Source organism: Aeromonas mytilicola subsp. aquatica (assembly GCF_044336385.1).
Lineage (GTDB): Bacteria > Pseudomonadota > Gammaproteobacteria > Enterobacterales > Aeromonadaceae > Aeromonas > Aeromonas rivipollensis.
On record NZ_CP172298.1, the window covers coordinates 3,917,767 to 3,942,540 of the forward strand.

The window sequence follows — 24,774 nt, forward strand, 5'->3', positions numbered from 1 at the left end:
TGCCGCCTCTCTTCGTCCATCAGTCCGTTAGATAGATCTCCCTATGCGTTGTCTGCTCCTGCTTGCCCTGTTGTTTGCCCTCCCCGCCAAGGCCGCCGATGAAAGCCAATGCCGCCAGGCCTTCCTCGAATGGATGCTGAGCCAGCAGAAGCAGTTCAGCGATCGCAAGGCCAGCAAGATGGAGCGGCGCAACGCCGAGCGGGCCATCGATCAGGCCCGTGACGAGTTCGCCAAGCAGGAGAGCTTCTGCCAGGCCATGGCCTGGGTCTCCCGCGATCAGAGTCAGGATCCCCGCTTCAAGCCCCGGACGGGGGAGATCCACGACTTCACCCCCCGCAGTTGAGCCCGCCCTGAAGTCGCCCTTCATCTACTACTTTTTTCAGTCGTCATAGTGTTGATTTATTGACCCAAGCCAAGATGGCCACTTGGGTCGCCCCTACAATGAAGCCGTAACAACAACACACAATAAAAACAAACTTATCAGTTACTTGGCTCATTCAGGATGCGCACATGACCACCACCCAGCAAGAAGGGGAGATCCGTTTCCCCGATCACATATCATTGATTTCGACCACGGACCCCAGCAGCCACATCACCTATGCCAACCAGCACTTCTGCGACGTGGCCGGCTACAGCGCCACCGAGATGGAAGGGGTTCCCCACAACCTGGTACGCCACCCCGACATGCCCAGGGCCGCCTTCGCCGACATGTGGCAGCGGCTGCAGCAAGGCAAGAGCTGGATGGGGCTGGTGAAGAACCGTGCCAAGAGCGGCCAGTTCTACTGGGTCAATGCCTACGTCACCCCCATCCTCAACGAGCGGCAGCAGATCATCGAATACCAGTCGGTGCGCACCCGCCCCCAGGATCACGACATCGCCTGGGCGGAGCGGCTCTATGCCCGGATCCGGGCGGGCAAGACGCTGCCCTGGCAGAGTCGCTTCACCCTGGAGCCGGGGCAACTCAGCCTGCTGCTCTCGGGCACCGCCCTGGCCGGCATGGGGGCCAGCCTGATCACGGGTGAGGCCGCCTGGGGCGGCCTCACCCTGCTCTGCCTGCTGGCCCAGATGGGGCATGGCTGGCATCTGCAGCAGCGGCTGGCCCGGCTGCTGGCCATGGCGGGGGAGGAGCTGGGCACGCCCCTCTGTCAGGTGCTCTATGCCAGGCGGCGGGACAGCCTGGCGGCCATCGAACTCTTGCTGCGCATGAAGAAGGCCGAGCTCAGGGCCGTGGTGGGGCGCAGTGCAGATACCAACCAGCAGATACTGCAGGCGGCGGAAGATGACAGGGGACATATTCAGACCATAGACACCCACCTGCAGCAGCAGCGGGCCCAGAGCGAGCAGCTGGCCGCCGCCATCACCCAGATGAGTCAGTCGATCCGCGACGTGGCCGACAACGCCCATCAGGCCAACGCCCTGGTGAGCGAGGTGCAGCAGGTGTCAGCCAGCGGCCAGCAGGCGCTGGCGACCACCCGTGCCTCGGTCAACCAGCTCCACCAGGAGCTGGATGCCAGTCAGGGGGTGTTGGCGCGCCTGACCCAGGACAGCCAGAAGATCAGCGGGATCCTGGAAGTGATCGGGCAGATTGCGGATCAGACCAACCTGCTCTCCCTCAACGCGGCCATAGAGGCGGCCCGGGCCGGCGAGCAGGGGCGTGGCTTTGCGGTGGTGGCAGACGAGATCCGGGCGCTGGCCCAGAAGACCCGCAGCTCCACCGGCGAGATCAGCGACATGATAGGGGCGCTGCAGCAGAGTACCCGGCAGCTCTCCGACAGCATGACCCAGGGGGCCCAGACCTCTGTCCTCTGCCAGCAGCACATGGGCGCCACCGCCGAGGTGCTCGACCAGATCAACCAGATGCTGGCCCAGGTGACCCACACCAGTGACGAGATAGCCCAGGCCGTCAGCCAGCAGGCGGATGTGACCAGCACCCTGGATCAGGGCATTCACCAGATCCATCAGCTGGCCAGCCACACAGCCGACAACAGCAGGCAGGCCCTCGATGGCATCACCCTGCTGGTGGAGCGGCTGCAAAACCTCTCCCGCCTGATCAATCAGTTCCACGACTGAGCTTGCCCCCCGTGTAGCCAGGCGCGTCTCTGGACGCGCTGCCCTTTCCCCTCCCGACACGCCGCTGACCCCTTCATCTCCTTGTCACGAAAATCTGGGTGAATGGATCCCGTTCCCCAGCTCCCGGCGAGCCTCGACAAGGATCTCATGATGCCCAAGCCTCTCGGTTATGCCGCCCTGCTGAGTATGCTGTTGCTGCTCCATCTGACCTGGCAGGAGCCCTCTCCCCGCGGGATATGGCAAGGGTGGGAAGAGGCGCTGCGGGGAAGCCTGAGCCGCCACTTCCCCCGGGCCGAGGTTAGCATGGCGCAGTGGCTGCCAGCGGAGCAAGGTGCCCGCTATCAGCAGCAGTTGGCCGAGCTGGAGCAGCAGTTGGCGGCAAGCCGGGACACCATGGGCGCCGCACGCTGGCAGCAGCACAGGGCGGCGGTGCTCGGCCAGTGGCGACGGGACTTCTTCGGCCAGGAGCAAGACCTGCGCTGAGTGACACTCATGAGCCGGGTTCACTGTCGGCTCATGGAAGAGGTCAGTTCGTCAGGCCTTGCCCTTGAACTGCTTGACGCTGCGCTTGGCCTGGGTGCGGCGGTTAGCCTGCTTGTCCCTGGGGGCTCGCTTGCCCTCCCCGCTCGCCGGCTGGTCGGTGACCGGGAAGCCTTCAAGCTCGGCCAGCGGCAGCGCACGACCGGTCAGGGTGCGGATGGCGGCGAGGGTCTCGGCCTCCCCATGGCAGACCAGGGAGAGGGCGAGGCCTTTCTGTCCGGCGCGGGCGGTGCGGCCGATGCGATGCACATAGACGGGGGCATTGGCGGGCAGGTCCAGGTTGATCACCACAGGCAACGCCTCCACGTGGATGCCGCGCGCCATCAGATCCGTGGCCACCAGCACCCGCACCCTGCCCGCCTTGAAATCGGCAAGTGCCTGCTCCCGCACCACCTGCTCCTTCTCCCCGTGCAGGGCCGCCACCGCTATGCCCGCCTTGGCGAGCTTTCTGGCCACAGCGTCGGCATCGTCCCGCGCGCTGATAAACACCAGCACCTGAGGCCAATCCTGCTCTTTCAGCAAGCCGATCAGCGCCGGCACCTTGCTGCTCTTGTTGACCAGATGGAGCCGCTCCTCAATCTCGCTCACCAGGCTGTTGAGGGGGGTTGCCTCGATGCGCACCGGGTTCGTCAGCAGGCCGGTGGCCAGGGTCTCGAGCTCGGTTGGCAGGGTGGCGGAGAAGAGCAGGTTCTGCCGCTCGGTCGGCATGGCATTCAACAGCCACTGGATATCGGGCCAGAAGCCCATCTCCAGCAGGCGATCCGCCTCATCCAGCACAAGGGTGCGCAGGTGGCTCAGTCCCAGCAGCCGCTGGGCCAGCAAGTCCCGCAGCCGCCCCGGGGTCGCCACCAGCAGTTGCGGCCCCTGGGCCAGCTCGGCCTGTTGCTGCTCCTGGGCCACGCCGCCGCACAGGGTCAGGAGACGCAGCCCCAGCGCCTCGGCACCGCCCAGCAGCGCGGCGCTCACCTGGGTGGCCAGCTCCCGGGTCGGCACCAGCACCAGCCCCTGCACCCGGTCGGAGGCCGAGTCCAGCCGTTGCAGCAGCGGCAGGCCGAACGCCAGTGTCTTGCCGCTGCCGGTCTGGGCCAGCGCCAGCAGATCCTGGCCCTTCAGCGCCGCCGGAATGGCAAGCTGCTGGATGCGGGTCGGGGTGTGCAATTCGGCAGGCAAGGCGGCCAGCAGGGCGGGATCGAGGTGGAGTTCGTTAAAAGTCATGGGGCTACGCGGCAGGAAGAAGTGGGAGGCGAAGTCTAGCCAGCCTGACCCCATAAGTAAAAGGTCGGTGAGAAGAAGTGGGGGTATATGGGCCAGCCAGTCTGTTCACCTCAACCTTGAGGGCCACGGCGCCCGCAATAAAAACGGCCTGCATCAGCAGGCCGTCGGCAATCAGGGCAAGACGAAACTTACAGGACGGCCAGGGCGGCGGCGTAGTTCGGCTCGTCGGCCACTTCGGCCACCAGCTCGCTGTGCAGCACCTTGTCGTGCTCATCCAGCACCACGATGGCACGGGCAGCCAGGCCCACCAGGGGACCGGAGGAGAAGGCCACGCCGTAGTCCTGCAGGAAGGAGACGCCACGCAGGGTGGAGAGGTTCACTACCTTGTCCAGACCCTCGGCGCCGCAGAAACGAGCCTGGGCGAACGGCAGATCGGCGGAGATGCACAGCACCACTGTGTTGTTCAGGGCGCTGGCCTGCTCGTTGAACTTGCGCACTGAGGTGGCGCAGGTCGGGGTATCGACGCTCGGGAAGATGTTCAGGATCTTGCGCTTTCCGGCGAAGGTCGCCAGGGTCGCATCGGACAGATCGCCAGCAACCAGGGAGAAGGGCTTGGCCTGCTCACCGGCAACGGGGAAGTGGCCGGAGACGGAGACGGGGTTGCCTTGCAGGGTGACGGTATTGCTCATGTTAGGTCCTTGATTATCGATGGGGGATCCAGGGTTCCCAGTATAGGCCCAGCGGCAGGGGACAAACACCCGCTAACAAGAGGGATTTGTTGCCGCCCTGTCTCGCCCGTCCCGCTGAGAGGGTACAAAAAGGGGCTTGACCTTGGACTTAACACCAAGGTTTACACTGGGCTCAGACATTAGGGATCCCGCAGGGGCGGGATCCACTCAAGAGGGACTCATCATGAGCAAATCCTGCTGCAGCCATTCCCATGCCGCCCCCATCAAGGCGGTCAGCAAGGCAGCCGCGCCTCAAGCCGAGCACAGCCACGACAGCCACTGCTGCGACAATGCGGCCCCAGTCAGCTGCAGCGCCGGTACGGCCTCCCATGCCCATCAGGAGCAGGGGGTAAACGAATCACCGGGGGATGAAGAGCCCCCCAGAGGAAGTTGCCAGAGTCAGGGTTGCAGTGACTCGCAGCCGGCTCATGACCATAGCGACCATGCTGGTCATGATCTTCAGTCGGTCGCCGACAGCCCCGAGCCCCTGGCTTCGCCGACTCAGAACAGTCGCCGCCATAGCTGGCAGGTGCTGGGGATGGACTGCCCCAGCTGCGCCCGCAAGATAGAGACCGCCGTCGGTCGGGTGGCCGGCGTGCAGCAGGCCCGCGTGCTGTTTGCCACCGAGAAGCTGGTGGTGGATCTCGCCCCCGACCTCTCCCCCGATCCCGTCACCGCAGCCGTGCTGGCCGCAGGCTTCCGGCTCAAGGGCGAGGCCAGTGCAAAAGCCGCCGATGACAAGCATCGCAGCCCCTGGCTGACGACACTGAGCAACTTGTTCGGCAAATATGGGCAACCCCTCTCCCTGGCCGCCCTGATGTTGGTGGCGGCCCTGCTGCCCGACACCCTCGGCCAGCCGCTCTTTACCCTGGCGACCCTTTGGGGGCTCTGGCCAGTCGCCCGCAAGGCCTGGGCCTTGACCAATAGCGGCTCCCCCTTCGCCATCGAGACCCTGATGACGGTGGCGGCGCTCGGCGCCCTCTTCCTCGGTGAAACCGCCGAGGCGGCCATGGTGCTGCTGCTCTTCATGCTGGGGGAACATCTGGAAGCCTACGCCGCCGGTCGTGCCCGCGCCGGGGTCACCGCCCTGATGGCCCTGGTGCCCGACCAGGCGCTGCGCATTCGTACCACCGCAGAAGGTGAAATACGGGAAGAGGTGGCGGCCGACGCGCTGCGCCCGGGCGACATCATCGAAATCGCCCCCGGCGCCCGTCTGCCGGCCGACGCCCGCCTGATCGATGCCCTCGGCGCCTTTGACGAGAGCGCCCTGACCGGCGAGTCCATCCCGGTGGAGCGCCGTCAGGGTGACAAGGTGCCCGCCGGCAGTCTGGCGGCGGATAGAGTGCTGCGCCTCGAGGTGGTGTCCGAGCCCGGCAACAACGCCATCGACCGCATCCTGCACCTCATCGAGGAGGCCGAGAGCCAGCGCGCCCCCATAGAGCGCTTCATCGACCGCTTCAGCCGCTGGTACACCCCGGCCATGATGCTGGTCGCCCTGCTGGTGATGCTGGTCCCCCCGCTCGCCTTCGGTCAGGGCTGGGACGAGTGGATCTACCGCGCCCTGGCGCTGCTGCTCATCGGCTGCCCCTGCGCCCTGGTGATCTCCACCCCGGCGGCGGTCACCTCGGCCCTGGCCGCCGCAACCCGCCAAGGGGCCCTGATCAAGGGCGGTGCGGCCCTGGAGCGACTGGCCCATATAGACACAGTCGCCTTTGACAAGACAGGCACCCTGACCCTGGGCAAGCCCCAGCTGACCGAGCTGACAAGCCTGGATGGCCGACCGGAGGCCGAACTGCTGGCCCTGGCCGCCGCCATAGAGCAGGGCTCCCACCACCCCCTGGCCCGCGCCGTGGTGGCTGCCGCGAGCGAGCAGGGGCTGACCCTGGCCAACGCCCGGGATCTGCGCGCCCTCCCCGGCATGGGGGTGGAGGGGCGCATCGACGGCGCCCTCTGGCAACTGCTGGCCCCGAGCCGGGTTCCCGCTCTGGGCGAGGCAATCGAGGCACAGGTCGCCGCCCTGGAACGCCAGGGCAAGACGGTGATTTTACTCTGCCGGATGGGAGAGGCCCCCAGCGCCCTGCTGGCGCTGCGGGACCAGATCCGGCCAGAGGCCGCGGCGGCGCTGCGTGAGCTCAAGGCACTGGGGCTTGGCAGCATGATGCTGACCGGGGACAACCCGCGCGCAGCCGAGGCCATCGCCGGTGAGCTCGGCATGGAGTGGCGGGCCAGCCTGTTGCCGGAGGGCAAGGTGGAGGAGATAGCCAGACTCGCAAAGACCCGCAAGGTAGCCATGATAGGGGATGGCATCAACGACGCCCCCGCCATGAAGCGAGCCAGCATCGGCATCGCCATGGGCGGCGGCACAGACGTGGCGCTGGAGACCGCCGATGCGGCCCTGACCCACAACCAGCTCGGCGGCCTGGCCGCCATGATCCGGCTGTCCCGCGCCGCGCTCGCCAATATCCACCAGAACATAGCCCTGGCGCTGGGGCTCAAGGCCATCTTCCTGGTCACCAGCCTGCTCGGCATCACGGGTCTGTGGATTGCGGTGCTGGCGGATACCGGCGCCACCGCTCTGGTGACGGCCAACGCTCTGCGACTGCTGCGCAAGCGCTGAGGTTCAGCCAGCAGCACAAAGCCGTCACCCCGGGGTGACGGCTTGTCTCTTTCCCCTATACCTGCAAAGAAAAAGCGCGGCTGCCCTCTGGCAGTCGCGCTTTGCTTACTCTCTCGGCTTATCCCACCCTTGGCGAGGTGGAATTCAACCCGGGGCTGCCGAGCCAGTCCCGGGCTCGATGGGAAGGCTTACTTGGCGCTGCACTCCTGGACTATCACTGTGCCCACTTCGCCAGAGGTCTTGGCCGGATCGACCTTGACTAGGAAGCTCCACAGGCCCTGGGCCAGAGTCATGCTGTTGTTGCCCATGCCACCATCGCCGTGCTGCAGCGGATAGGACTGCTCGGGCTCCAGCGCGATCAACTTGCCACCGGCATCCTTGACGAAGAACTGCTTGCTCCAGTTGCCGTCATCGTTGGCAAACTTGAAGTCAAAGCTGCCCCCGTAGTTGAAGGCGGCCTGATAGATGGCGAGGTTGCCCTCCATCCCCTTGTAGCTCAGCAGGTAAGCCGGTTGTGCGTTCCAGTCGCTCAGGCTGCCGCGAACATAGAGCGGGAAGCCCAGCGGGTTGCCCGCCACCGTATCCAGCACCTTGCAGCTCTGCACCGGCTCTGTGTAGCTGACGCTCAAGGTCGGCTTCTCCTTGTTCATGGCGGTGAAGACGAACTTGTAGCTGCCTGCCTTGTCCAGCGCCAACCCGACGTTGCCCGTTGAACCACCGGCACACAGGGTCAGCGGCGTGCCCACCACCAGCTTGTCACCGGCGTTGCAGCTGCCGTAGTTGATGTTCCAGCCAGCGTCGGCCACCTTCAGCTCAGTGTTGCCAAGCTGATCCGCCGTCACTTCAGCGCTGAACTCGTACATGAAGTTGCTGGTGAAGGTCAGCGGGTTCTTCTCCCCGAAGCTGGTATCCAGGAAGCCCTTCATGAAGAGCGCTGTGTCACCGAAGGGGGGCAGGGTGCTCAGGTCCGTCTTCTTGCCCACCGGCAGGCCCGCGCCCTGGGCACCACTCTGCGGTTTGACGAAGACGGCGGCAGACCAGGCTCCGAGGGTCAGCTGGCCGTTGTCATAGCCGGCGCCACTGGCGATGCTGTCGACCCCGCGATGCTTGCCACTCAGCACCATGCCGGAGAGATCGATGGGCTGATCGTTGCCGTCACGGAAGTCGCCGATGCTCTGGGGGGCATTGGTGGCGTTGATCATCACCACTAGGCCGTCGATGGCGGGATCCAGATCCACACCCGCGCTCGCACCGTCGTCCACGCTCATCACGATGAGGCCCGGCACCTGATCCGGCCCGGTGTTGCGGAAATCGACCCGCTTGATCACCTCAGCCCCGCTGCCAAGACGCAGCAGACGGGAGGATTGACGCAGCTCGGACAGCTCCTGATAGAAGCTCACCATCTGCTGCATCTCGGCCAAGCCCGGCGTGGCGTGCTGGCCGAGCACCTGCTCGATCAGCGCGTAGTTGGCCTCGTCCTTGTCCTTGCGCGGCAAGCCCTTGTCGAAGTTGTTGTCGCCGAGGGTGTAATCGACCCTGTTGTACCAGTCACCGGAGTCGTAGCTGTCCCGCTCCATGGACTTGGAGCGCAGCAGCTCGACCCCTGCGTGAGTGAAGGGAATGCCCTGACCCAGCATGGCGGTGGCCAGCGATACCCCCTGCATCCGCACCAGATCGGCCCCTCCCCGCGCCTTGTAGACCAGGTTGTCGAACAGGGTCTGGTTGTCATGCTTGTCGACGTAGTTCTGAACTTCGGTCGGATCCTGGGCATAACCGGCGGGTTGACCGTTGTAGTCGATGTCGGCACCCTTCTTCGGCACGCCGTCCTTGTCGGTCAGCACGAACTCCTTGAGGTTGCCCGCCATGCCGAGACGCACCAGGTCGGACTGATGCAGGGCGGTGGCGAGATCCACGCCGTCCAGCTCGTTGGCATCCACCAGGGCGCCGTTGCCGAAGCCCTGGGTCTTGCGAATGGCCTCGCCGCCGTCGAACGGGCTGCCGCCGCGCACCGCATCCCGCAGCCGATCGGAGAAGGAGCCGATACCGGTGCCGGCCAGGTGTTTCTGGGTCGCCTGCACGAAGCGCTTGTCATCCTGCACTTCGCCGAAGTTCCAGCCCTCGCCGTAGAAGTACATCTCGGGATTGACCTTCTTCACCTCGGCCAGGGCCTGCACCATCTGATCTTTCGGGTGATGACCCATGAGATCGAAGCGGAAGGCATCGATCTTGTAATCCCGCGCCCAGGTCACCAGGGAGTCGTCCATCAGCTTGGCGAACATGGCGTGTTCAGGCGCCGTGTTGGAGCAGCAGGTGGAGTTCTCGACCGAGCCGGTCTCGGGATTGAGGCGCTGGTAGTACCAGGGCACTATCTTGTCGAGCACGGATTTGGGCCCCAGGCCAGCTTCGTTGGTGTGGTTGTAGACCACGTCCATCACCACGTTCATGCCGATGTGCTGCTTGATGGCCATGACCATCTCGCGGAACTCCTTGATCCGGGCCGTCCCCTCCGCATTGGTGGCGTAGGAACCTTCCGGGGTGGTGTAGTGGTAGGGGTCATAACCCCAGTTGAAGGAGTCCACCCCGCGCAGATAGCCATACAGCTCCTGCACCACAGGATTCTCCTTGCTGTCGCTGGCTTGCAGATCTTCCAGCACCGCCGCAATGGTCTCACCGCCGCCGCAGTGGCTGGCAAACCTGGAGTTCTTGACCTCGGCATTGACCTCGCACAGCTTGCTGAAGTCATCGCCGATGTTGGCCACCTTGGCCGGATCCTCGTTGACGGTGGCGATGTCGAACACCGGTAGCAGGTGCAGGTGGCTGACGCCGCTCTTGGCCAGGGACTTGAGGTGGGTGACGGGGACGCTGTCGCTGTCGGTCAGCCCCAGGAACTTGCCGCGGTGTTCGGCCGGAGTGGAGTCGTCATTGCCGGTCAAGTCCCGGACATGGGCCTCATAGATGGTGATGTCGGCGGGATTGGCCTGGCTGTGGGGGGCCTTGAGGCTGTCCCAGCCCTCGGGTTTGAGGGCAGGATCGTCGAGATCCACCACCTGACTGAACTCGGAGTTCATGGCCAGGCTCAGGGAGTAGGGGTCTGTCACCTGGTAGGATTCCAGCTTGCGGCTGACCGGATGATAGACCTCGACGGCATAGCGATAGTACTTGCCCACCAGGTCGCTGCCGCCCTGCAGGCTCCAGCTGCCGCTGGCTTCGTCTTGTGTCATGGCACGCTCGCCGAGGGCCTTGTGCTGCTCGTCAAAGAGCGCCAGCTTGACCGACTTGGCGGTCGGTGCCCAGAGCCGGAAGGTGACGTTGCCCCCTTCCACTATGGCGCCATAGGCCAGCTTGGTGGCGGCATCGGCATAGAGGGCATCGAGGGCACCGGCGCTCTGCACCAGGGTAGCCCCCTGCAACACCCCCTCGTCATCCGTGCCTATGGCCACCAGTTCCCCCTTGAGCAGGGGCTTGAGATCCGCGCCCGATGGCAGGGCAAAGGCGGCGGCATCCTTGAGGTGCGGGTACTTGGCCTGCTGCGAGGCCGAGAGGCTGGTCGGGGTCAGCTTGATATAGGGGAAGTCGAATACCCCTTCGGCATTGGCGGTGATGGTGCCTGATTCGGTGTGGTAGAGGCGCACATAGGGCTTGTCCTTGCCCCCTTGCCAGATGAGGGTGTTACCGTCGATGAGGTGGGCACTGGCCCCCGCCACGCCGAAGGCGGCGGTGAAGGCCTCGGCACGGCTGCCGAAGATCTCGTTCTTGCCCGCGACTATGGCCACTGTGCGATCCGGGTGATCGCTGAAGATGACCTCCATGTTGGCGCCGGTCAGGTTGGCCAGATCGCCGTTGCGCGCGATGAAGTTGATGCAGCCCTCCATCTTGGCCAGCGGCACCACCCAGGCCGGGCCGAAGCTGTCCGCATCGGCTGGAACATTCGCCTTGCTGTCCCAATCGTCATAGCTGGGAACCTTGGTCTTATCGATGGCGCTGCAGGCATCGTTGTTCCACAGGTGCAGGCTGTGGCTGGCGAAGGGCCCTGTGATACCGCGCGCCGCGCTGCTCTGGGTATCCACCAGGGCGATCACGGCCTCATCGGGACCGGCCACCAGCAGCTCGGCCGGGGGCTGGACGTTGGGAAGACGAGCGACAGGCTCATCCTGAGGGGTGGGGGTAGGAGTCGAAGAACTGTTGTCGTTACAGCCTGACAAAAGCGCGAGCAGTGAGGCTGTTACCAGCGCCACTTTGGTCTTTTTCATATCCATTTTTTTATAATTCCCGCTGTAGTTGGTCTCGATACTCGAGGTACCCGGTCGTAGCCGAGCGATGCCATATTAATCAGCGGAGATTGTTGTAAATGTGAGCAGCAAGGCAAAAAAAACCAATCCGTTTCAACAAGATAACGTTTTCATAACGAAAATTGGATCGCGCTCACAGACCCGCCCCGGCTTTGGGCCCATACCAGCAGAGAGAGGGGTTCATGGCGGAAAAATCAATTTCCGTTCAAATGGATAGCAAGGAGTCATGGCCTATGAAACGGATCGAGGAGCAGGCAAAACGGCTGGATCAGGAGTATCAGGGGATTGCCCAGCTGTTCCACCAATTTTGCCAGCAGGCCGGGGGGCTCGCCGAGCAGTATCACTTCTTCAGCTGGCCCGATTACGAAGAGACACCGCCCCTCTGCCGGGCCTTCACCCTGCTGGGTGAGCCCCGCGAGCTGCGGCTGCGCTGTCAGCCCGGTGAGCGGGGAACCCTGATCGGCATCATCCAGATCCTGGATGACGAGGGAAAGACCCACGCCAGCCTGGGCTTTCGCGCCGACGGCCACCTGCTGCTGGAGCCGGGTCGACTGCTGGATGATCCCCCTGGGTTGCTGCTCAAGCTGATGCTGGGCTCGCTCTGGCAGGATCAGGCCAAGGGGGAAAACGAGCGCCCGCCACACTGAGGCCAGGTGCCGGGGCCCCGGCTGGCCTCATCCCTGCGCTATCTCTATGGTCAGGTGCACCAGCTCCTCGTGGATGGCGAGCCGTTCGCGGATCGCCTGTGCCGGGACTGGGACCGCCATCCGCAGGGAGAGCACGGCCGCATACTGCACCTGTCCCACCCGCCAGACGTGCAGATCGCGGATCTCGGCGTCAGGCAGCTCGGCTATCACCTCGCGGATCTCCGCCACCAGGGGAGCGTCCATCTCCGCATCCAGCAGCACCCGCCCAGTGTCCCGCAGCAACCCCCGGGCCCAGACCGCCACCAGCACGGCCCCCACTATGCCCATCAGGGGATCCAGCCAGTCGGCCCCCCACAGCATGCCCCCCACCAGGGCGATGATGGCCAGCACAGAGGTGGCCGCATCCGCCAGCACGTGAAGATAGGCGGCGCGCAGGTTCAGATCCTGATGGCCGTGGTCGTGGGGGTGAGCATCATGGTCGTGACCCTGGTGATGATCGTGATGATCGTGATGATGAGCGTGGCCGTGGTGATGGCCCTGATCGTCCCTGAGCAGCCAGGCGCAGGCCAGGTTCACCAGCAGGCCGAGCAGGGCGATGCCGATGGCCTGCTGATAGTGGATAGGGCTGGGATCCAGCAGCCGGGCCACCGATTCGAACAGCATCAGACCCGCCACCCCCACCAGCAGCAGGGCGCTGCTGAAACCTCCCAGCACCTCTATCTTCCAGGTACCGAAGCTGAATCTGTGATCCCGGGCGAAGTGGCGGGCGGCGCGATAGGCCACGACGGAGAGGCCAAGCGCCAGGGCATGGGAGCTCATGTGCCAGCCATCCGCCAGCAGCGCCATTGAGTTGTAGAACCAGCCGCCACCGATTTCCGCCACCATCATGACGAGGGTGAGCAGCACGGCCCAGCGGGTTTTCTGTTCCGCCAGCGGATTCCCTTCATGAACGACGGGTTGCTGGCAGTGGGATGAAGCGAGGGATGACATGAATTTCTCCTGAGAGCGACAATGCAATATACTATACCCCAGTATAGTTTTATTGTGCGAGAGGATCCCATGTCACACACGGTTCACGACAAGAAGAAGCTGCTGGCCAGGGTCAGGCGCATCAAGGGACAGACAGGTGCGCTGGAGAGCGCCCTGGAGCAGGAGACCGACTGCGCCGCCATCTTGCAGCAGATAGCCGCCATCCGAGGCGCCGTCAACGGCCTGATGCTGGAGGTGCTGGAAGGCCATATGCGCGAGCATCTGGGGGCGCCGGAGGCGACCCCGGCCGAGCGGCTGGAGGATCTGGATCAGGTGGTGAGGGTACTGCGCTCCTACCTGAAGTAAGGGCTCCCCTGCCTGCTTGCCATAGGATACTGTCGTCGAGCAGGCTGGGCGGAGCCGTTTCAGACTTGAGCCCTCGCCCGCTTTACGCCATGATGACCGCCGATCGTTTATCTCTGTCATCTGGATTCCACTTCGCAAGGACCCCCCATGTTTGAACACGTCGATGCCTATGCTGGCGACCCCATACTCACGCTCGTCGAGACCTTCCACAAAGACACCCGCGAGCAGAAGGTGAACCTGGGGATCGGCCTCTATTACGACGAGCAGGGCCGCATTCCGCTGCTGCCCTCGGTGCAGCAAGCCGAAGCCCAGCGCGCCGCCGCGCCGGCGCCGCGCCCCTATCAGCCGATGGAAGGGGCCGCCAACTACCGCACCGCGGTGCAGCACCTGCTGTTTGGCGCCGATCACGAGGCGGTCAAGGCCGGTCGCATCGCCACCATCCAGACCATAGGCGGCTCCGGCGCCCTGAAGATCGGCGCCGATCTGCTCAAGCGCTACTTCCCGACCTCAGAGGTGTGGGTCAGCAATCCGACCTGGGACAACCACAAGGCCATGTTCGAGGGAGCCGGCATCAAGGTGCACGACTACCCCTACTACGACGCGGCCACCGGCGGCGTGCAATTCGACGCCATGATCGACTGCCTGAGCACCCTGCCGGCCAAGAGCATAGTGCTGCTGCACCCCTGCTGTCACAACCCGACCGGGGTGGATCTCTCCCGCGCCCAGTGGGACCAGGTGATCGCGCTGGTGGTCGAGAAGAACCTGATCCCCTTTATGGACATCGCCTATCAGGGCTTCGGTGACGGGCTGGAAGAGGATGCCTACGCCATCCGCGCCATGGTGGCCGCCGGGGTCAGCTTCTTCGTCAGCAACTCCTTCTCCAAGAACCTCTCCTTCTACGGCGAGCGCTGCGGCGGCCTGTCGGTCATCTGCCAGGATGCTGAAGAGGCGAGCCGGGTACTGGGCCAGATGAAGGCCACCGTGCGTCGCAACTACTCCAGCCCCCCCACCCATGGTGGCCAGGTAGCCGCGGCGGTGATGAGCCAGCCCGAGCTGCATGCCCTCTGGGTCGGCGAGGTGACCGAGATGCGCACCCGCATCAAGGCCATGCGCCAGAAGCTGTTCGAGGTGCTTAGCACCAAGGTGCCGGGCCGCGATTTCAGCTACTTCATCAGCCAGCGCGGCATGTTCAGCTACACCGGCTTCACGCCGGAGCAGGTGGACCGCCTGCGTGAAGAGTTCGCCGTCTACCTGGTGCGCTCAGGCCGCATGTGCGTGGCGGGCCTCAACAGCCGCAACGTCGACTACGTGGCGGACGCCATGGCCGCCGTGCTCAAGGGTTAATCCCCATGCCCCGCTCAGGCGGGGCTTTTTGTTTGTTCCGTCTGGAGGGGCAATACCGGCTGCCAGACGCTCCCCTCATCCTCGCCCGCACGGGCTTCATCCCGGGAGGTTTTATGGATCTCATCGCGCTCTCCCGCCTGGGCGGTCGTCATCTGGTCACCCTGCACCTGCTGCTGGATACCCAAAGCGTCACCCGCAGCGCCGAGCGCCTCTGCACCACCCCTTCCACCGTCAGCAAGACCCTCAACCAGCTGCGGGATCTGCTGGGGGATCAACTGCTCTACCGCCAAGGCAACCAGCTGCTGCTCACTCCCTTTGCCGAGCGGCTCGGCCCCAGCCTGCGCCGGCTGCTGAGCGAGCTGAACGGCCTCACCAGTCCGGAGGGCTTCAACCCCGCCAGCTGGCAGGGGGAGCTGAATCTGGCGATGCGCGAGAGCAGCATGATCTGGCCCATGGGGCCCGTGCTGGGGACGTTGATGCAGGAAGTACCCGGGCTGGTGCCCGTCATCTGGAACAAGGATCAGCAGGGACTGGCGGCGCTGGCGGCGGGCAAGCTCGACTTCGTGATCCTGCCCCACGATCAGAGTCAGCCCCTGCCCAGCCAGCCTGGCCTGGTATGGGAGACGCTGCGGGAAGACAAGCTGGTCTGCCTGCTGCGCGCGGATCATCCGGCGCAGGATCAGCCCTGGGATCTGGATGCTTACTTAAGCTGGCGCCATATCCTCATTCGCGACAGCGAGCTGGCCGACCCCTTCTTCGAGCAGAGCCTGGCCCAGCGCCAGGTAAGGCGCCAGATTGGTGCCACCCTGCCGGACTTTGGCAGTGCCACCGCCCTGCTGCGTCAGAGCGATCTCATCCTCACCGCCATCGAGGGCTGGGCCGGGCAGGCCGAGCCGTCCGGGCTGGTGAGGCGGCCCGTCCCGTTCGACTATGGCGCCGTGACCCACAGCCTGGTGTGGTACGGCCCCCTGGGGGAAGATCCCGCCCTGCACTGGTTCCGCCAGCGGATCCTGATGCTTGCCCGGGAGCTGGGTGCCTGAGAGTGCCCGGGGGGCTCAGGGCTTCTTGGTGTAGATGGGGCTCGGGAAGGAGGCGACGTTGTTGCCCAGCTCAGTGATGCGGGCCGCCCCCTGCTTGCGCACCTGATCGATGCGCAGCACCTGGTGCATGGGGATCAGGGTGCGGTTGACGTCGGCAAACTCACTCTTGAGCTTCTCGTGGCTGGGATCGACGATGAGCGCCGTGTGGTTGTCCCATACGAAGTTCGCGATCTCGATGAAGCCAAACAGCTGGCCCTGATTCACGTCCTTGACATAGACCTCGTAACGCTCGTTGTGACAAATAAACTGCACTCGATATAAGGCGTTGGCTTCACTCATGGGTATCTGTTGATGATGGGCGGTTTTCCCATTCTAGCCGCCACTTTCCGCGCACCAAATAGACAGACATCACAGTTGCGTCATATCGAGTCTCAGGAGGCAGAACATGTCGGGCCCGTCACAGCTGCGGCAGGGCGATTGGGCCAAATCCTTTCACCTTCAATGCGTTGGACAACCTATCAAGCTCCTCCATGGCGGCCTCCTGCCAGCCCATCGCCTCCCCGCGCACCCCGTGATGGCGAAAGCCGTTGAGACGAATGGGTACAGGCCCCTGGGTCTGCAAGAAGGTGGCGAGCCCGGCGTCCAGCTCCCCTCCGGCATCCAGAAAGTCGCTGCGCCCCGGCACCTGGAGCAGCCGCAGCTCCGCCAGCTTGCCCGCCAGCGCGAGCAGTTGCAGCGAGGCCAGCACCCGCTCCCGGCCCTGACCGGTGAGCGAGTGATGCACCGACTCGCGCCACCCCTTGAGATCTATCATGGCGCCGTCCAGCACCGGCAGCAGCCGCTGCCAGCCCGTTTCGCCAAGGGAGCCGTTGCTGTCGAGCAAGCAGGTGAGATGGGCAAGATCCGGCGCGGCCTTGATAGCAGCAAAGAGCGCCACCACGAAGGGGAGCTGGGTGGTGGCCTCGCCGCCGGAGACTGTAATGCCAGTCAGCAGCGGGCCGTAGCGGCGCAGCAGGACCAGCACCTCGGCCACCGACATCTGGTGGGTCTTGGGGCTGGCGCTGCGGGGACAGGCATCCAGGCAGCGGTCGCAGTGGGTGCAGAGCGCCGCCTGCCAACACACCCTGCCATCAATGAGAGTCAAGGCGCCGCTCGGACAGCCGGGCACGCAGTCGCCACAGTGATCGCACAGCCCTATGGTGTGGGGGTTGTGGCAGCCCGGGCAGCGAAAGTTGCACCCTTGCAGGAAGAGCACCAGCCGATTGCCCGGCCCGTCCACGCAGGAGAAGGGCAACCAGCGGCTGACAGTCGCGGTGCGCCCTCCCTTGTCATCCTCAGTAGTCACACAGGCTAGCCTCAAGGCCCAGCACCCGCGGCGCCCGCTGGCGAATGCCGGTCAGCTCGCTCGCCTCGGCACCGAGACAGGTGGTCTGCAACCGCGACCCTTCGGCGGCGAAGCGAGCCACATCGCTCTTGCGGATCATGTAGCCGGTCACCCGCACCAGATCGCTGTCCGCCACGTTGGCACTGAATTCGCGCATGCCGAGGGCGAAGGCACCCTTGCAGAGCTGCAGCAGCGCCTGCGGGTTCTGGCGTATGGTGGGATCCAGGGTCAGGATCTCGCTGATCCCGGAGTGGTAGTAGCCGTGGTGCGGGGCCAGGGCCAGCAGGTGGCTGGCGGGATCCGGCTCCTCCCCATAAGGGATGCGCACCCCTGGGGTGACTCCCTTGTCCAGGCTGAGCCCGCCCTGGGAGTGCAACAGGGCACGCCCGCCCCAGGCGTGGGGCTGGGGCCAGGCAGTCACCCAGGCCGAGAGCCGGGCCGAGATACGATAGCCGAGCTGGTTCGCCTCCTCGTCGTGACCATAGCGCCCGGCCAGCCCCTCTTTATCCATCAGCAGGTTCACCGCCTCCGCCATGCCATGGATGCCGAACATGGGCACAAAACGCCCCTCCTCGATCAACCCCTCCTCCACCAGGAAGCTGGCGAAGAAGCCTGACTCTTCGTGCAGGAAGGCGGCCCTTGCCTCGATGAGGCGGGAGGCCTGCTCGCAATAGTGGGGGAGCCAGCGCGTCATGAACTCCTCAAGGTCGGCGCTCTGCTCGGCCATCCCCTTGAGGGAGAGGCGCACCAGGGTGTTGGCGCCGCCCCCCAGGGGCAGTGCGTTGTAGCAGCTGACGATGCCAAAGCCCCGCTCATCGAAGGTCTCCCTGTGGATCGGGTAGTTGACTATGTGGGGCTTGCCGCACAGGGCTATGTTCTGCACCCCCTGCATCAACAGGCTGTCCGGGGTCGAGGCGGGATCGTGAAACAGGCTGAGGTTCGGCGCCACCTGCTTGAGTTCGCCGTCGATACGCAGGATCAGGCGGCAGATCCTGTTGTCATCCGGGCCTATGTTGACGTGCATGAAGGCATCCGGCAGCACCCTGTCCAGGTAGATCCAGAACCCTTTCAGCTTGCGATGGAGGGCCTCGTCATCCAGCTCCCCGACGAAGGGCAGCAGCAGGTGATCGAGGCGCCCCAGCCAGACCGGCATGCCGGTGACCGAGGGCACATGGTGATAGAGGATGCGCAGGGCATCCAGGGCCTCGTCAAAATCCCGTGGTGGCGCCAGCTCCAACCAGGGGGAGCCCTGACTCAGGAACTTCTCATAGTCCGGCAGCACGTAGCGCGGCTTGTAGGGGGCATGTCCCTCGAACATGTCGCAGAGCACCCCTTGCGCCATCGCCTCGGCCACCTCGGCAGGCAGCGCGGGATAGGGCAGCGCATTCTCGGCGGCGAGCGCCAGGGCATGGCTCTTCTGAGCCGGGGAGAGCAGAGGATCGCGCACTATGCGCTGGCAGCTGGCGGTGAGGGACATGGGAAACTCCTTGGCGGATGATTCCTAAATCCTTACACTCCAGAGGCCTTTTTTGAAGTGACATTCATAACATAACGGATGTCTGATAGAGACATCCGTTAGGCGGGATCACGGCTCAACCCAACCCGGACAGCAGCGCCGCCAGTCCCCCCTGCCAGCGCAGCAGGAAGAAGCCCCCCATGCCGACCACCACTACCACCAGGGTCGGCAGCCGCAGCAGGGTCAGGGCGGTCACCAGCAGGGTGGCAGCCAGGTAGTCGGGATCCCAGTCCAGCCCCTTGCCCGGCTCATAGCTGAAGACGATGGGCATCCAGATGGCGGTCAACACCGACTGGGCCGAGAAGCTGAGGAAGGCCCCCATCTCGGCACCGGGCTGATAGCGGGTCAGCCGCGAGAAGAAGGCAAAGCGGTTGAAGAAGGTGATCAGGGCCAGCAGGCCAATCATCAGCCAGCCCATGGTCATCTCCTCATCCGGTGCAATACATAACCCACCACCATGCCGGCCAGGGCCGAGATGATGATGTGGATCTCCGCCAGCAGCGGCTTGGTGAGCAGTGCTGTGCCGCCGCTCACCACAGTCGCCGCCACCATGGGCAGGTTCTTCATGGCGGGGATCGTCATGGCGATGAAGGTGGCGGCGATGGCAAAGTCCAGCCCCATCTTGTCCAGCCCCTCTATGTACTGGCCGGCGGCGATGCCGAGCAGGGTCGCCAGGTTCCAGAACAGGTAGAACACGAAGCCCGCGATCAGGGCATAGGCGGGGTTGAAGACGCCGCTTCGCTCCCTCTCCTTGAGTGCCACCGCGAACATCTCGTCGGTCAGGAAGAAGGCGAGGCTGGCACGCCAGCGCAGGGAGAGCGGCAGCACGTCCCGGCGGAAGGTGAAGCCATAGAGCAGGTGCTGGGAGGTGATCACCATGGTGGAGCCCATGATGGGCAGCAAGGGGGTGCCCGCCCCGAACAAGGTGGTGGCCGAGAGCTGGGCGGCGCCGGCATAGACCAGCAGCGACATCAGCTGGGCCTGCACCGGGCTCAAGCCCGCCTGCAGCGCCAGGGCGCCGCACAAAATCCCCCAGGGGATGACGGAAATGGAGAGGGGGAGAATATCCAGGGTGGCGCGCCACCAGAGCGCACCCGTGCGCTCGGGCGCGGCGATGCGGGTTCCTGACATCATGGGATCATCCTTGTGACTTCCAACGCGAGCCGGAAAAACTAGCACGGTGCGGGAGGGGCTGTCACGCCATCCAGGGAGGAAATAAAACGCCCGCTGGGCAGCGGGCGTGAACGGCGAGGATCAGGGCTCGATGACGATGGGAGTGCCAGGCTCGATGGCGTTCCAGATCTCGTCCATCTCGTGGTTGAGCACGGCGATGCAGCCATTGGTCCAGTTGGACGGCTGTACCCTGCGATCCCCCATGCGGTTGAGCTGACCATGGATCATGATCATGCCGCCCGGGCGCACTCCCAGCTCATTGGCACGCTTGATGTCGTCCAGATTCGGGTAGTTGATGTGGATAGCCTTGTAGAAGCCGGAATTGCTCTTCTTGTAGTCGAGGGTGTAACGCCCTTCCGGGGTACGCTGATCCCCTTCCTGCTGCTTGTGCCCCTTGGGTGCAGGACCCAGGGCGACCCAGTAGCGCTTGACCGGCTTGCCATCCTTCATCAGGGTCAGGCTATAACTCGACTTCTTGACCACCACCATGTCGGCGGACAGGGTGGCAAAACTCAACGCGGGCCACAGCCCCAGCAAACACAACAATACGGCTCTCAATTTCCATCCCTCGACAAGCCTTCAGGGCTTTGTATTTAGCTAATCATCTGAATGTCGCCACTCTCTGGCGGCGAGCGAGCGCCATGATATGGGATCGCCGTGAATACTCAATATATCCCGAGAAACATATCTGTGACCCGCCTCCCCAGCGCTCAGCCAAAGCCTCTGCGCATCACCATAATAAATAGCCAAAACAGATAGATGGCGCAAAAAACAGGCGCATCTTGCGCACCGGCTCACACCGCGGCAAAGATCCCGTCCCGCCTCGGCAGGCTTGCTTACCGCTGACATGAGCAAGCCCTGCCGATGGGCAGGGCTTGCTGGTCGAGGAGCGCCTCACCGGGCGGTGGCGGGCTCGCGCTGATAATGCTGGCGGATCCAGGCCTCGAAGTCGGCCAGCATGCTGGCCTCCGACTCGCTGTTGTCGGCAATCAGCTCGGCGCCGTGCATCACCCGGATCTGGGCGTCGAGCGGCGTCCCCTCTCCTGCCGACGGGCGTTGGCTCGCCGCCGTCATGCAGGCTTCGGCCGTTGCCCACGCCTGCGCCACGCTCTGGTTGCACGCCTCGGCCAGGGGAGCGGCACTGAAGCCTTCGCCAGTGAGGCTGCGCAGCGTCTCGTCATGGGTCATGCCGTTGCCCGGCCCCCAGTAGTGAGCCGCCAGATCCGGCCCTATGCGCGGGTTGTCGGTGAGGTAGCCGTCGCGCGCAAGGAAGTAGGCGCGGGTCTGCTCCACCGCCATCAGCGCCAGCAGATAGCCATGGTAGGCGCAGGCCGACTCCTGATTGAGCAGGTGCGGGATGGCCAGCAGCGGACGCGGGCTCTCCACCCCGAGGATGGTGCGCTCCCACTGGCGGGCCAGTGCCAGCACAGCCTCTGGGGTACGCTCGGCGTCTGCCATGGCATAGAGATCCCGCTCGAAATAGGCCACCAGCGCTATCTGGCGCTCGTTGAAGGCGCGAAACGGCTGGCGCGCCTCTATCATGGCCCTGATGAGCGAATCGGGGATCGCCTCCCCCGCCGAGCTCCTGGCGTAGCGTTTGAGCCAGTCGGCATCGTCCAGCAGGCTGTCGCAGAACATCGACTGGGTCTCGGCATAGGCCATGGAGGTGGGCGGAAACTCCTGGGAGAAGCAGGGGGCGTTGCCGGTCACGTTGGCAAAGTGCGCCGCATGGCCGCCTTCGTGGAACAGGGTGTTGAGGCCGCTCCAGCCGCTGCCCACCTGGGCCGGATCGGCCAGACTGGTGAAGTTGACCACGGCGGGCACCCATTCCCCCTCCTGCCAGAAGCTCGGCACAGGGCCATGGCAGAAGCCGTTCTCGTATTTTCCCTCCCGGGTCAGCAGATCCAGGGTCAGGGTGGCACCGCGATACCGGATGCCGAGGCGGCGGAAGCTCTGGACCCAATCCTTCAGCGCCCGGGAGAAGGGCACATAGGGGTCGAGCTGACGAGTCACGTCGCCGCTCACGCTGTAGCGCAGGTTGTGGGGCAGCAGGGCCGCCTCCCCCTTGGCGGCTTTCAGCTCCGCCAGGCTCTGGTGCACCCGCTGCTCGGTGCGGGCAATAAAGTCGTCGAGCACGGCGAACAGCTGCTCCGGGCTCATCTGCTCGTTCTTGTGCACCTTGTAGTCGAAGTAGTCGTTATAGCCCATGGCCCGGGCGAAGCGGTTGCGCAGGGCCACCACCTCGAGAAAGCCGTTGCCGACCACCCACTGCTCCAGGCGGTGGAACATGGCGAGCGCACTCTGGCGCACCGCCTCGTCGCTACTGGCGGCAAGCGCAGTGCTGGCGGCGGGCAGGCTGCCGGCCACTTGCTGGCCCTGCTCGTCCAGCAAAGTCAGCTTGAGCCCCTTGCGGCGGGCGAAGAGATCCGCCTCGGCGGCCACCAGCTCGTCCATCAGGGCGGCGGCGGCCGGATCTTCGATGACGTTGCACTCGAAGAAGGCAGCCCAGCCCGCCAGACCCCGCTTCAGATCCGCCCCCTCGGCCTGGGCCAGCACCTCCCGCAATGCGGGCAGCCTGGCCGGATCGGCACAAAACGCCTTGTAGGCCTGCTCGGCGGCGGTGAAGCCGGCCTGATCGTCGCTGGTGCCCATGTAGGTGGACCAGAAGAGATCCTCCTTGCGCCTGTGTACCCGCAGGTAGTCGGCATTGAGCTGGTTCAAGTAATTCCTGGCAATGGAACTCATAAATTCCCTCTTTTTATGGGGCGGCCGCGAAGGCGCCCACTCCTTTTTGGTGAAATGCCAACTCATTCACACTTCTTGCAAATAGAGCCGACAAATGGTGCGCCGGGATGCGCCAGACCACGCTACCAAAAGCGAGGGTTTCTGTCTGCTGGCTATACTGGTTGCCAACACACTCAATTGACAACCAGCCATCACAACCCTTTGAAAGTTAAATAAATGTTAAACGCAAAACAATCAAGGCCAGCCAGCTGACTGGCCCTCACCAGATCCGTACGGGAAAGAAGGAAAAGACTATGTTCAAGCTCGGTGATATCGCCGTGAGTCGCAAACTGATGCTGCTGCTCTCGGTGGCGCTGGTCGGCTTCATCGCACTGCTGCTCATCTCCGCCAGTGCCCTGCATCGCAACCTGATGAGTGAGCGGGAAGCCCGATTGCAGGCGGTGCTGGATCTCGCCATGAGCCGGATCCAGACCCTGGCCGCCACCCTGCCCGCCCCAGAGGCCCAGGCGCAAGCCAAGGCCATGCTCGACGGCATGCGCTTCGATGGGGACAACTACCTGTTCGTGCTGGATGAAAACCGTCACGTGGTGGTGCATCCCGCCAAGCCAGAGCTGATCGGCCAGCAGATGGGCGGGACGCCCGCCGAATCCCACTGGCAGCGCATGGTGGATCTCGGCAAGGGCGGCCATCAGGGTCGGCTGGAATACCAGTGGATCTCCCCCTCCGGCGAGGCGGCCCAGAAGATGTCGCTAGTGGCCGGCTACCAGCCCTGGGGCTGGATCCTGGGCTCCGGCCTCTTGCTGCAGGACATAGAGGCCACCATCTGGTCCCAGTACCAGCTGATGGGGGGCGCCACCCTGCTGGTGATCCTGCTGATGGGGTGGCTGGGGGTGGCCATCAGCCGCTCCATCGTCAACCCGCTGGCGGAGATCAACAGGGCCATGGCCCAGGTGGCGGCCGGGGATCTGGTAGTCAGCATACCCGTGCATGGCAAGGATGAGCTGGGGGCCGTCGCCCGCTGTACCAATCAGGGGCTGGACGCCATTCGCCGCGCCCTGCTGGAGGCGAGCCAGGGGGCCCGCAACGTGGCGGATGCCGCCCTGCGCATCGCCGCCTCCGCCGAGCAGACCAACCAGGCGGTCAACAGTCAGCGGGATCAACTGGCCCAGCTCGCCACCGCCATGAACGAGATGAGCGCCACCATCTCGGATGTGGCGGGTCACGCCGAGAACACGGCCCGCGACACCCAGGACGCCACCAGCGAGGCCGGGCTCGGCAACCAGGACGTCCACGCCAGCGTGCACGGCATCCAGGCGCTCGCCACCGAGGTGGAGCAGGCCACCCATCAGGTCAATCGGCTCAAGGAGGGAGTGATGCAGATAGGGGAGGTGACCGCCGTCATCAGCGCTATCTCGGATCAGACCAACCTGCTGGCTCTCAACGCCGCCATAGAGGCGGCCCGGGCCGGCGAGCAGGGCCGCGGCTTCGCCGTGGTGGCCGACGAGGTGCGCCAGCTGGCGAGCCGTACCCGCCACTCCACCGAGGAGATCCAGAGTACCATTACCCAGTTGCAGCAGCGGGCGGTGACCGCTGCCAGCGCCATGGATGCCAGCCGCAAGCTGGCGGAGAGCAGCGTCGGCCAGTCCGAGAAGGCGGGGCAGGATCTCTCCCTCATCGTCAATCACATCCAGCACGTGAGCGACATGGCGACCCAGATAGCCACGGCGGCGGAACAGCAGAGCATGGTGGCCGAGGAGATGAACCGCAACGTCAGCGGCATCAATGACTCGGCCCTGGAGATGTCCCAGGCCGCCTCCCAGCTGGCCCAGGAGAGCGAGCTGCTGGCCGGACTTTCGCGCAGCCTGGACGAACGGCTGGCAGTGTTCAGGCTCGGCAATGCCCTCCCCCGGGATCTGGCGACCGGGCAGGCCCCGCGCCCCTCGTCCTCCCGCCGCACAGACCAGTACCCGCACCACTGACCGTCTGACACAGTCCCATCCCCTGCCGGCCTAGCCGACAGGGGATTTTTTCATTGATGAAAAATGTCGCGATTTTGCATCTTTTGACAGAGCGGGCGAAGCAAAACCCAACTTGATGAATTAAATATAATTTTAAAAACAGAGTGTTAAGT

20 protein-coding genes are annotated in these 24,774 nt (G+C 64.5%); 9 read left to right on the top strand and 11 right to left on the bottom strand.

What is annotated here, in order from left to right:
• The first annotated feature begins 43 nt into the window (after nucleotides 1-43).
• The 3 genes from ACFWHB_RS17895 to ACFWHB_RS17905 all read left to right on the top strand — a co-directional run bounded on the left by ACFWHB_RS17895 (nucleotide 44) and on the right by ACFWHB_RS17905 (nucleotide 2,553).
• A complete protein-coding gene (locus ACFWHB_RS17895; RefSeq protein ID WP_025325786.1) occupies nucleotides 44-343 on the top strand; it encodes a hypothetical protein in 300 nt (99 codons plus the stop codon).
• Nucleotides 344-510: 167 nt separating this feature from the next.
• Nucleotides 511-2,070, top strand: coding sequence for a methyl-accepting chemotaxis protein (locus ACFWHB_RS17900; protein ID WP_395948976.1), 1,560 nt, complete (start codon nucleotides 511-513; stop codon nucleotides 2,068-2,070).
• Nucleotides 2,071-2,220: 150 nt separating this feature from the next.
• Nucleotides 2,221-2,553 carry a hypothetical protein gene (locus ACFWHB_RS17905; protein ID WP_290030362.1) on the top strand — a complete coding sequence of 111 codons (333 nt, stop codon included), beginning with the start codon at nucleotides 2,221-2,223 and terminating at the stop codon, nucleotides 2,551-2,553.
• Between the two features lie 51 nt (nucleotides 2,554-2,604).
• Here ACFWHB_RS17905 and ACFWHB_RS17910 read toward each other — a convergent pair whose 3' ends face one another.
• Together ACFWHB_RS17910 and tpx are read right to left on the bottom strand one after the other, a co-directional pair.
• The gene (locus tag ACFWHB_RS17910; protein ID WP_395948977.1) at nucleotides 2,605-3,825 is read right to left on the bottom strand and encodes a DEAD/DEAH box helicase; all 1,221 of its coding nucleotides are present in this window, start codon (nucleotides 3,823-3,825) and stop codon (nucleotides 2,605-2,607) included.
• Nucleotides 3,826-4,013: 188 nt separating this feature from the next.
• Entirely contained in the window at nucleotides 4,014-4,514 is a 501-nt protein-coding gene (tpx, locus tag ACFWHB_RS17915; RefSeq protein WP_010672853.1) for a thiol peroxidase, read from the bottom strand.
• Nucleotides 4,515-4,737: 223 nt separating this feature from the next.
• On the opposite strand from tpx, the gene ACFWHB_RS17920 reads away from it, so the two are divergent.
• Nucleotides 4,738-7,170 (top strand): zinc/cadmium/mercury/lead-transporting ATPase, encoded by a 2,433-nt coding sequence (locus ACFWHB_RS17920; RefSeq protein WP_395948978.1) that lies wholly within the window; start codon nucleotides 4,738-4,740, stop codon nucleotides 7,168-7,170.
• A gap of 188 nt (nucleotides 7,171-7,358) precedes the next feature.
• On the opposite strand, the gene pulA is transcribed toward ACFWHB_RS17920, so the two are convergent.
• Entirely contained in the window at nucleotides 7,359-11,426 is a 4,068-nt protein-coding gene (gene pulA, locus ACFWHB_RS17925) for a pullulanase-type alpha-1,6-glucosidase (RefSeq protein ID WP_395948979.1), read from the bottom strand.
• 266 nt (nucleotides 11,427-11,692) lie between these two features.
• Between pulA and ACFWHB_RS17930 the strand changes: the two genes are divergently transcribed.
• Nucleotides 11,693-12,106 (top strand): hypothetical protein, encoded by a 414-nt coding sequence (locus ACFWHB_RS17930; protein ID WP_168236440.1) that lies wholly within the window; start codon nucleotides 11,693-11,695, stop codon nucleotides 12,104-12,106.
• A 27-nt stretch (nucleotides 12,107-12,133) separates the two neighbouring features.
• Here ACFWHB_RS17930 and dmeF read toward each other — a convergent pair whose 3' ends face one another.
• Complete coding sequence (gene dmeF, locus ACFWHB_RS17935; RefSeq protein ID WP_395948980.1) at nucleotides 12,134-13,096, bottom strand: CDF family Co(II)/Ni(II) efflux transporter DmeF; 963 nt, start codon at nucleotides 13,094-13,096, stop codon at nucleotides 12,134-12,136.
• Nucleotides 13,097-13,165: 69 nt separating this feature from the next.
• On the opposite strand from dmeF, the gene ACFWHB_RS17940 reads away from it, so the two are divergent.
• The 3 genes from ACFWHB_RS17940 to ACFWHB_RS17950 all read left to right on the top strand — a co-directional run bounded on the left by ACFWHB_RS17940 (nucleotide 13,166) and on the right by ACFWHB_RS17950 (nucleotide 15,825).
• Nucleotides 13,166-13,441 (top strand): metal/formaldehyde-sensitive transcriptional repressor, encoded by a 276-nt coding sequence (locus ACFWHB_RS17940; protein WP_106884936.1) that lies wholly within the window; start codon nucleotides 13,166-13,168, stop codon nucleotides 13,439-13,441.
• A gap of 147 nt (nucleotides 13,442-13,588) precedes the next feature.
• Nucleotides 13,589-14,785, top strand: a complete 1,197-nt coding sequence (locus tag ACFWHB_RS17945; RefSeq protein WP_395948981.1) for an amino acid aminotransferase — start codon at nucleotides 13,589-13,591, stop codon at nucleotides 14,783-14,785.
• A 113-nt stretch (nucleotides 14,786-14,898) separates the two neighbouring features.
• The gene (locus ACFWHB_RS17950) at nucleotides 14,899-15,825 is read left to right on the top strand and encodes a LysR family transcriptional regulator (protein ID WP_395948982.1); all 927 of its coding nucleotides are present in this window, start codon (nucleotides 14,899-14,901) and stop codon (nucleotides 15,823-15,825) included.
• Nucleotides 15,826-15,840: 15 nt separating this feature from the next.
• Here the strand turns inward: ACFWHB_RS17950 and ACFWHB_RS17955 are convergent, their stop codons facing one another.
• From ACFWHB_RS17955 to ACFWHB_RS17985, 7 genes are all read right to left on the bottom strand, one after another.
• A complete protein-coding gene (locus tag ACFWHB_RS17955) occupies nucleotides 15,841-16,164 on the bottom strand; it encodes a DUF1820 family protein (RefSeq protein WP_395948983.1) in 324 nt (107 codons plus the stop codon).
• Nucleotides 16,165-16,282: 118 nt separating this feature from the next.
• Nucleotides 16,283-17,170 (bottom strand): YjjW family glycine radical enzyme activase, encoded by an 888-nt coding sequence (locus ACFWHB_RS17960; protein ID WP_395948984.1) that lies wholly within the window; start codon nucleotides 17,168-17,170, stop codon nucleotides 16,283-16,285.
• Nucleotides 17,160-18,686, bottom strand: a complete 1,527-nt coding sequence (locus ACFWHB_RS17965; protein ID WP_395948985.1) for a YjjI family glycine radical enzyme — start codon at nucleotides 18,684-18,686, stop codon at nucleotides 17,160-17,162. Before ACFWHB_RS17965 ends, ACFWHB_RS17960 begins: the two co-directional genes overlap by 11 nt.
• Nucleotides 18,687-18,801: 115 nt before the next feature.
• Complete coding sequence (locus ACFWHB_RS17970) at nucleotides 18,802-19,143, bottom strand: AzlD domain-containing protein (RefSeq protein WP_395950219.1); 342 nt, start codon at nucleotides 19,141-19,143, stop codon at nucleotides 18,802-18,804.
• Nucleotides 19,144-19,145: 2 nt separating this feature from the next.
• A complete protein-coding gene (locus ACFWHB_RS17975; protein ID WP_290072074.1) occupies nucleotides 19,146-19,859 on the bottom strand; it encodes an AzlC family ABC transporter permease in 714 nt (237 codons plus the stop codon).
• Nucleotides 19,860-19,979: 120 nt separating this feature from the next.
• Nucleotides 19,980-20,456 (bottom strand): L,D-transpeptidase family protein, encoded by a 477-nt coding sequence (locus ACFWHB_RS17980; RefSeq protein ID WP_106884950.1) that lies wholly within the window; start codon nucleotides 20,454-20,456, stop codon nucleotides 19,980-19,982.
• Between the two features lie 336 nt (nucleotides 20,457-20,792).
• Nucleotides 20,793-22,643, bottom strand: a complete 1,851-nt coding sequence (locus ACFWHB_RS17985) for a M3 family metallopeptidase (RefSeq protein ID WP_395948986.1) — start codon at nucleotides 22,641-22,643, stop codon at nucleotides 20,793-20,795.
• Between the two features lie 293 nt (nucleotides 22,644-22,936).
• Between ACFWHB_RS17985 and ACFWHB_RS17990 the strand changes: the two genes are divergently transcribed.
• A complete protein-coding gene (locus ACFWHB_RS17990; RefSeq protein WP_395948987.1) occupies nucleotides 22,937-24,622 on the top strand; it encodes a methyl-accepting chemotaxis protein in 1,686 nt (561 codons plus the stop codon).
• Nucleotides 24,623-24,774: the final 152 nt, after the last annotated feature.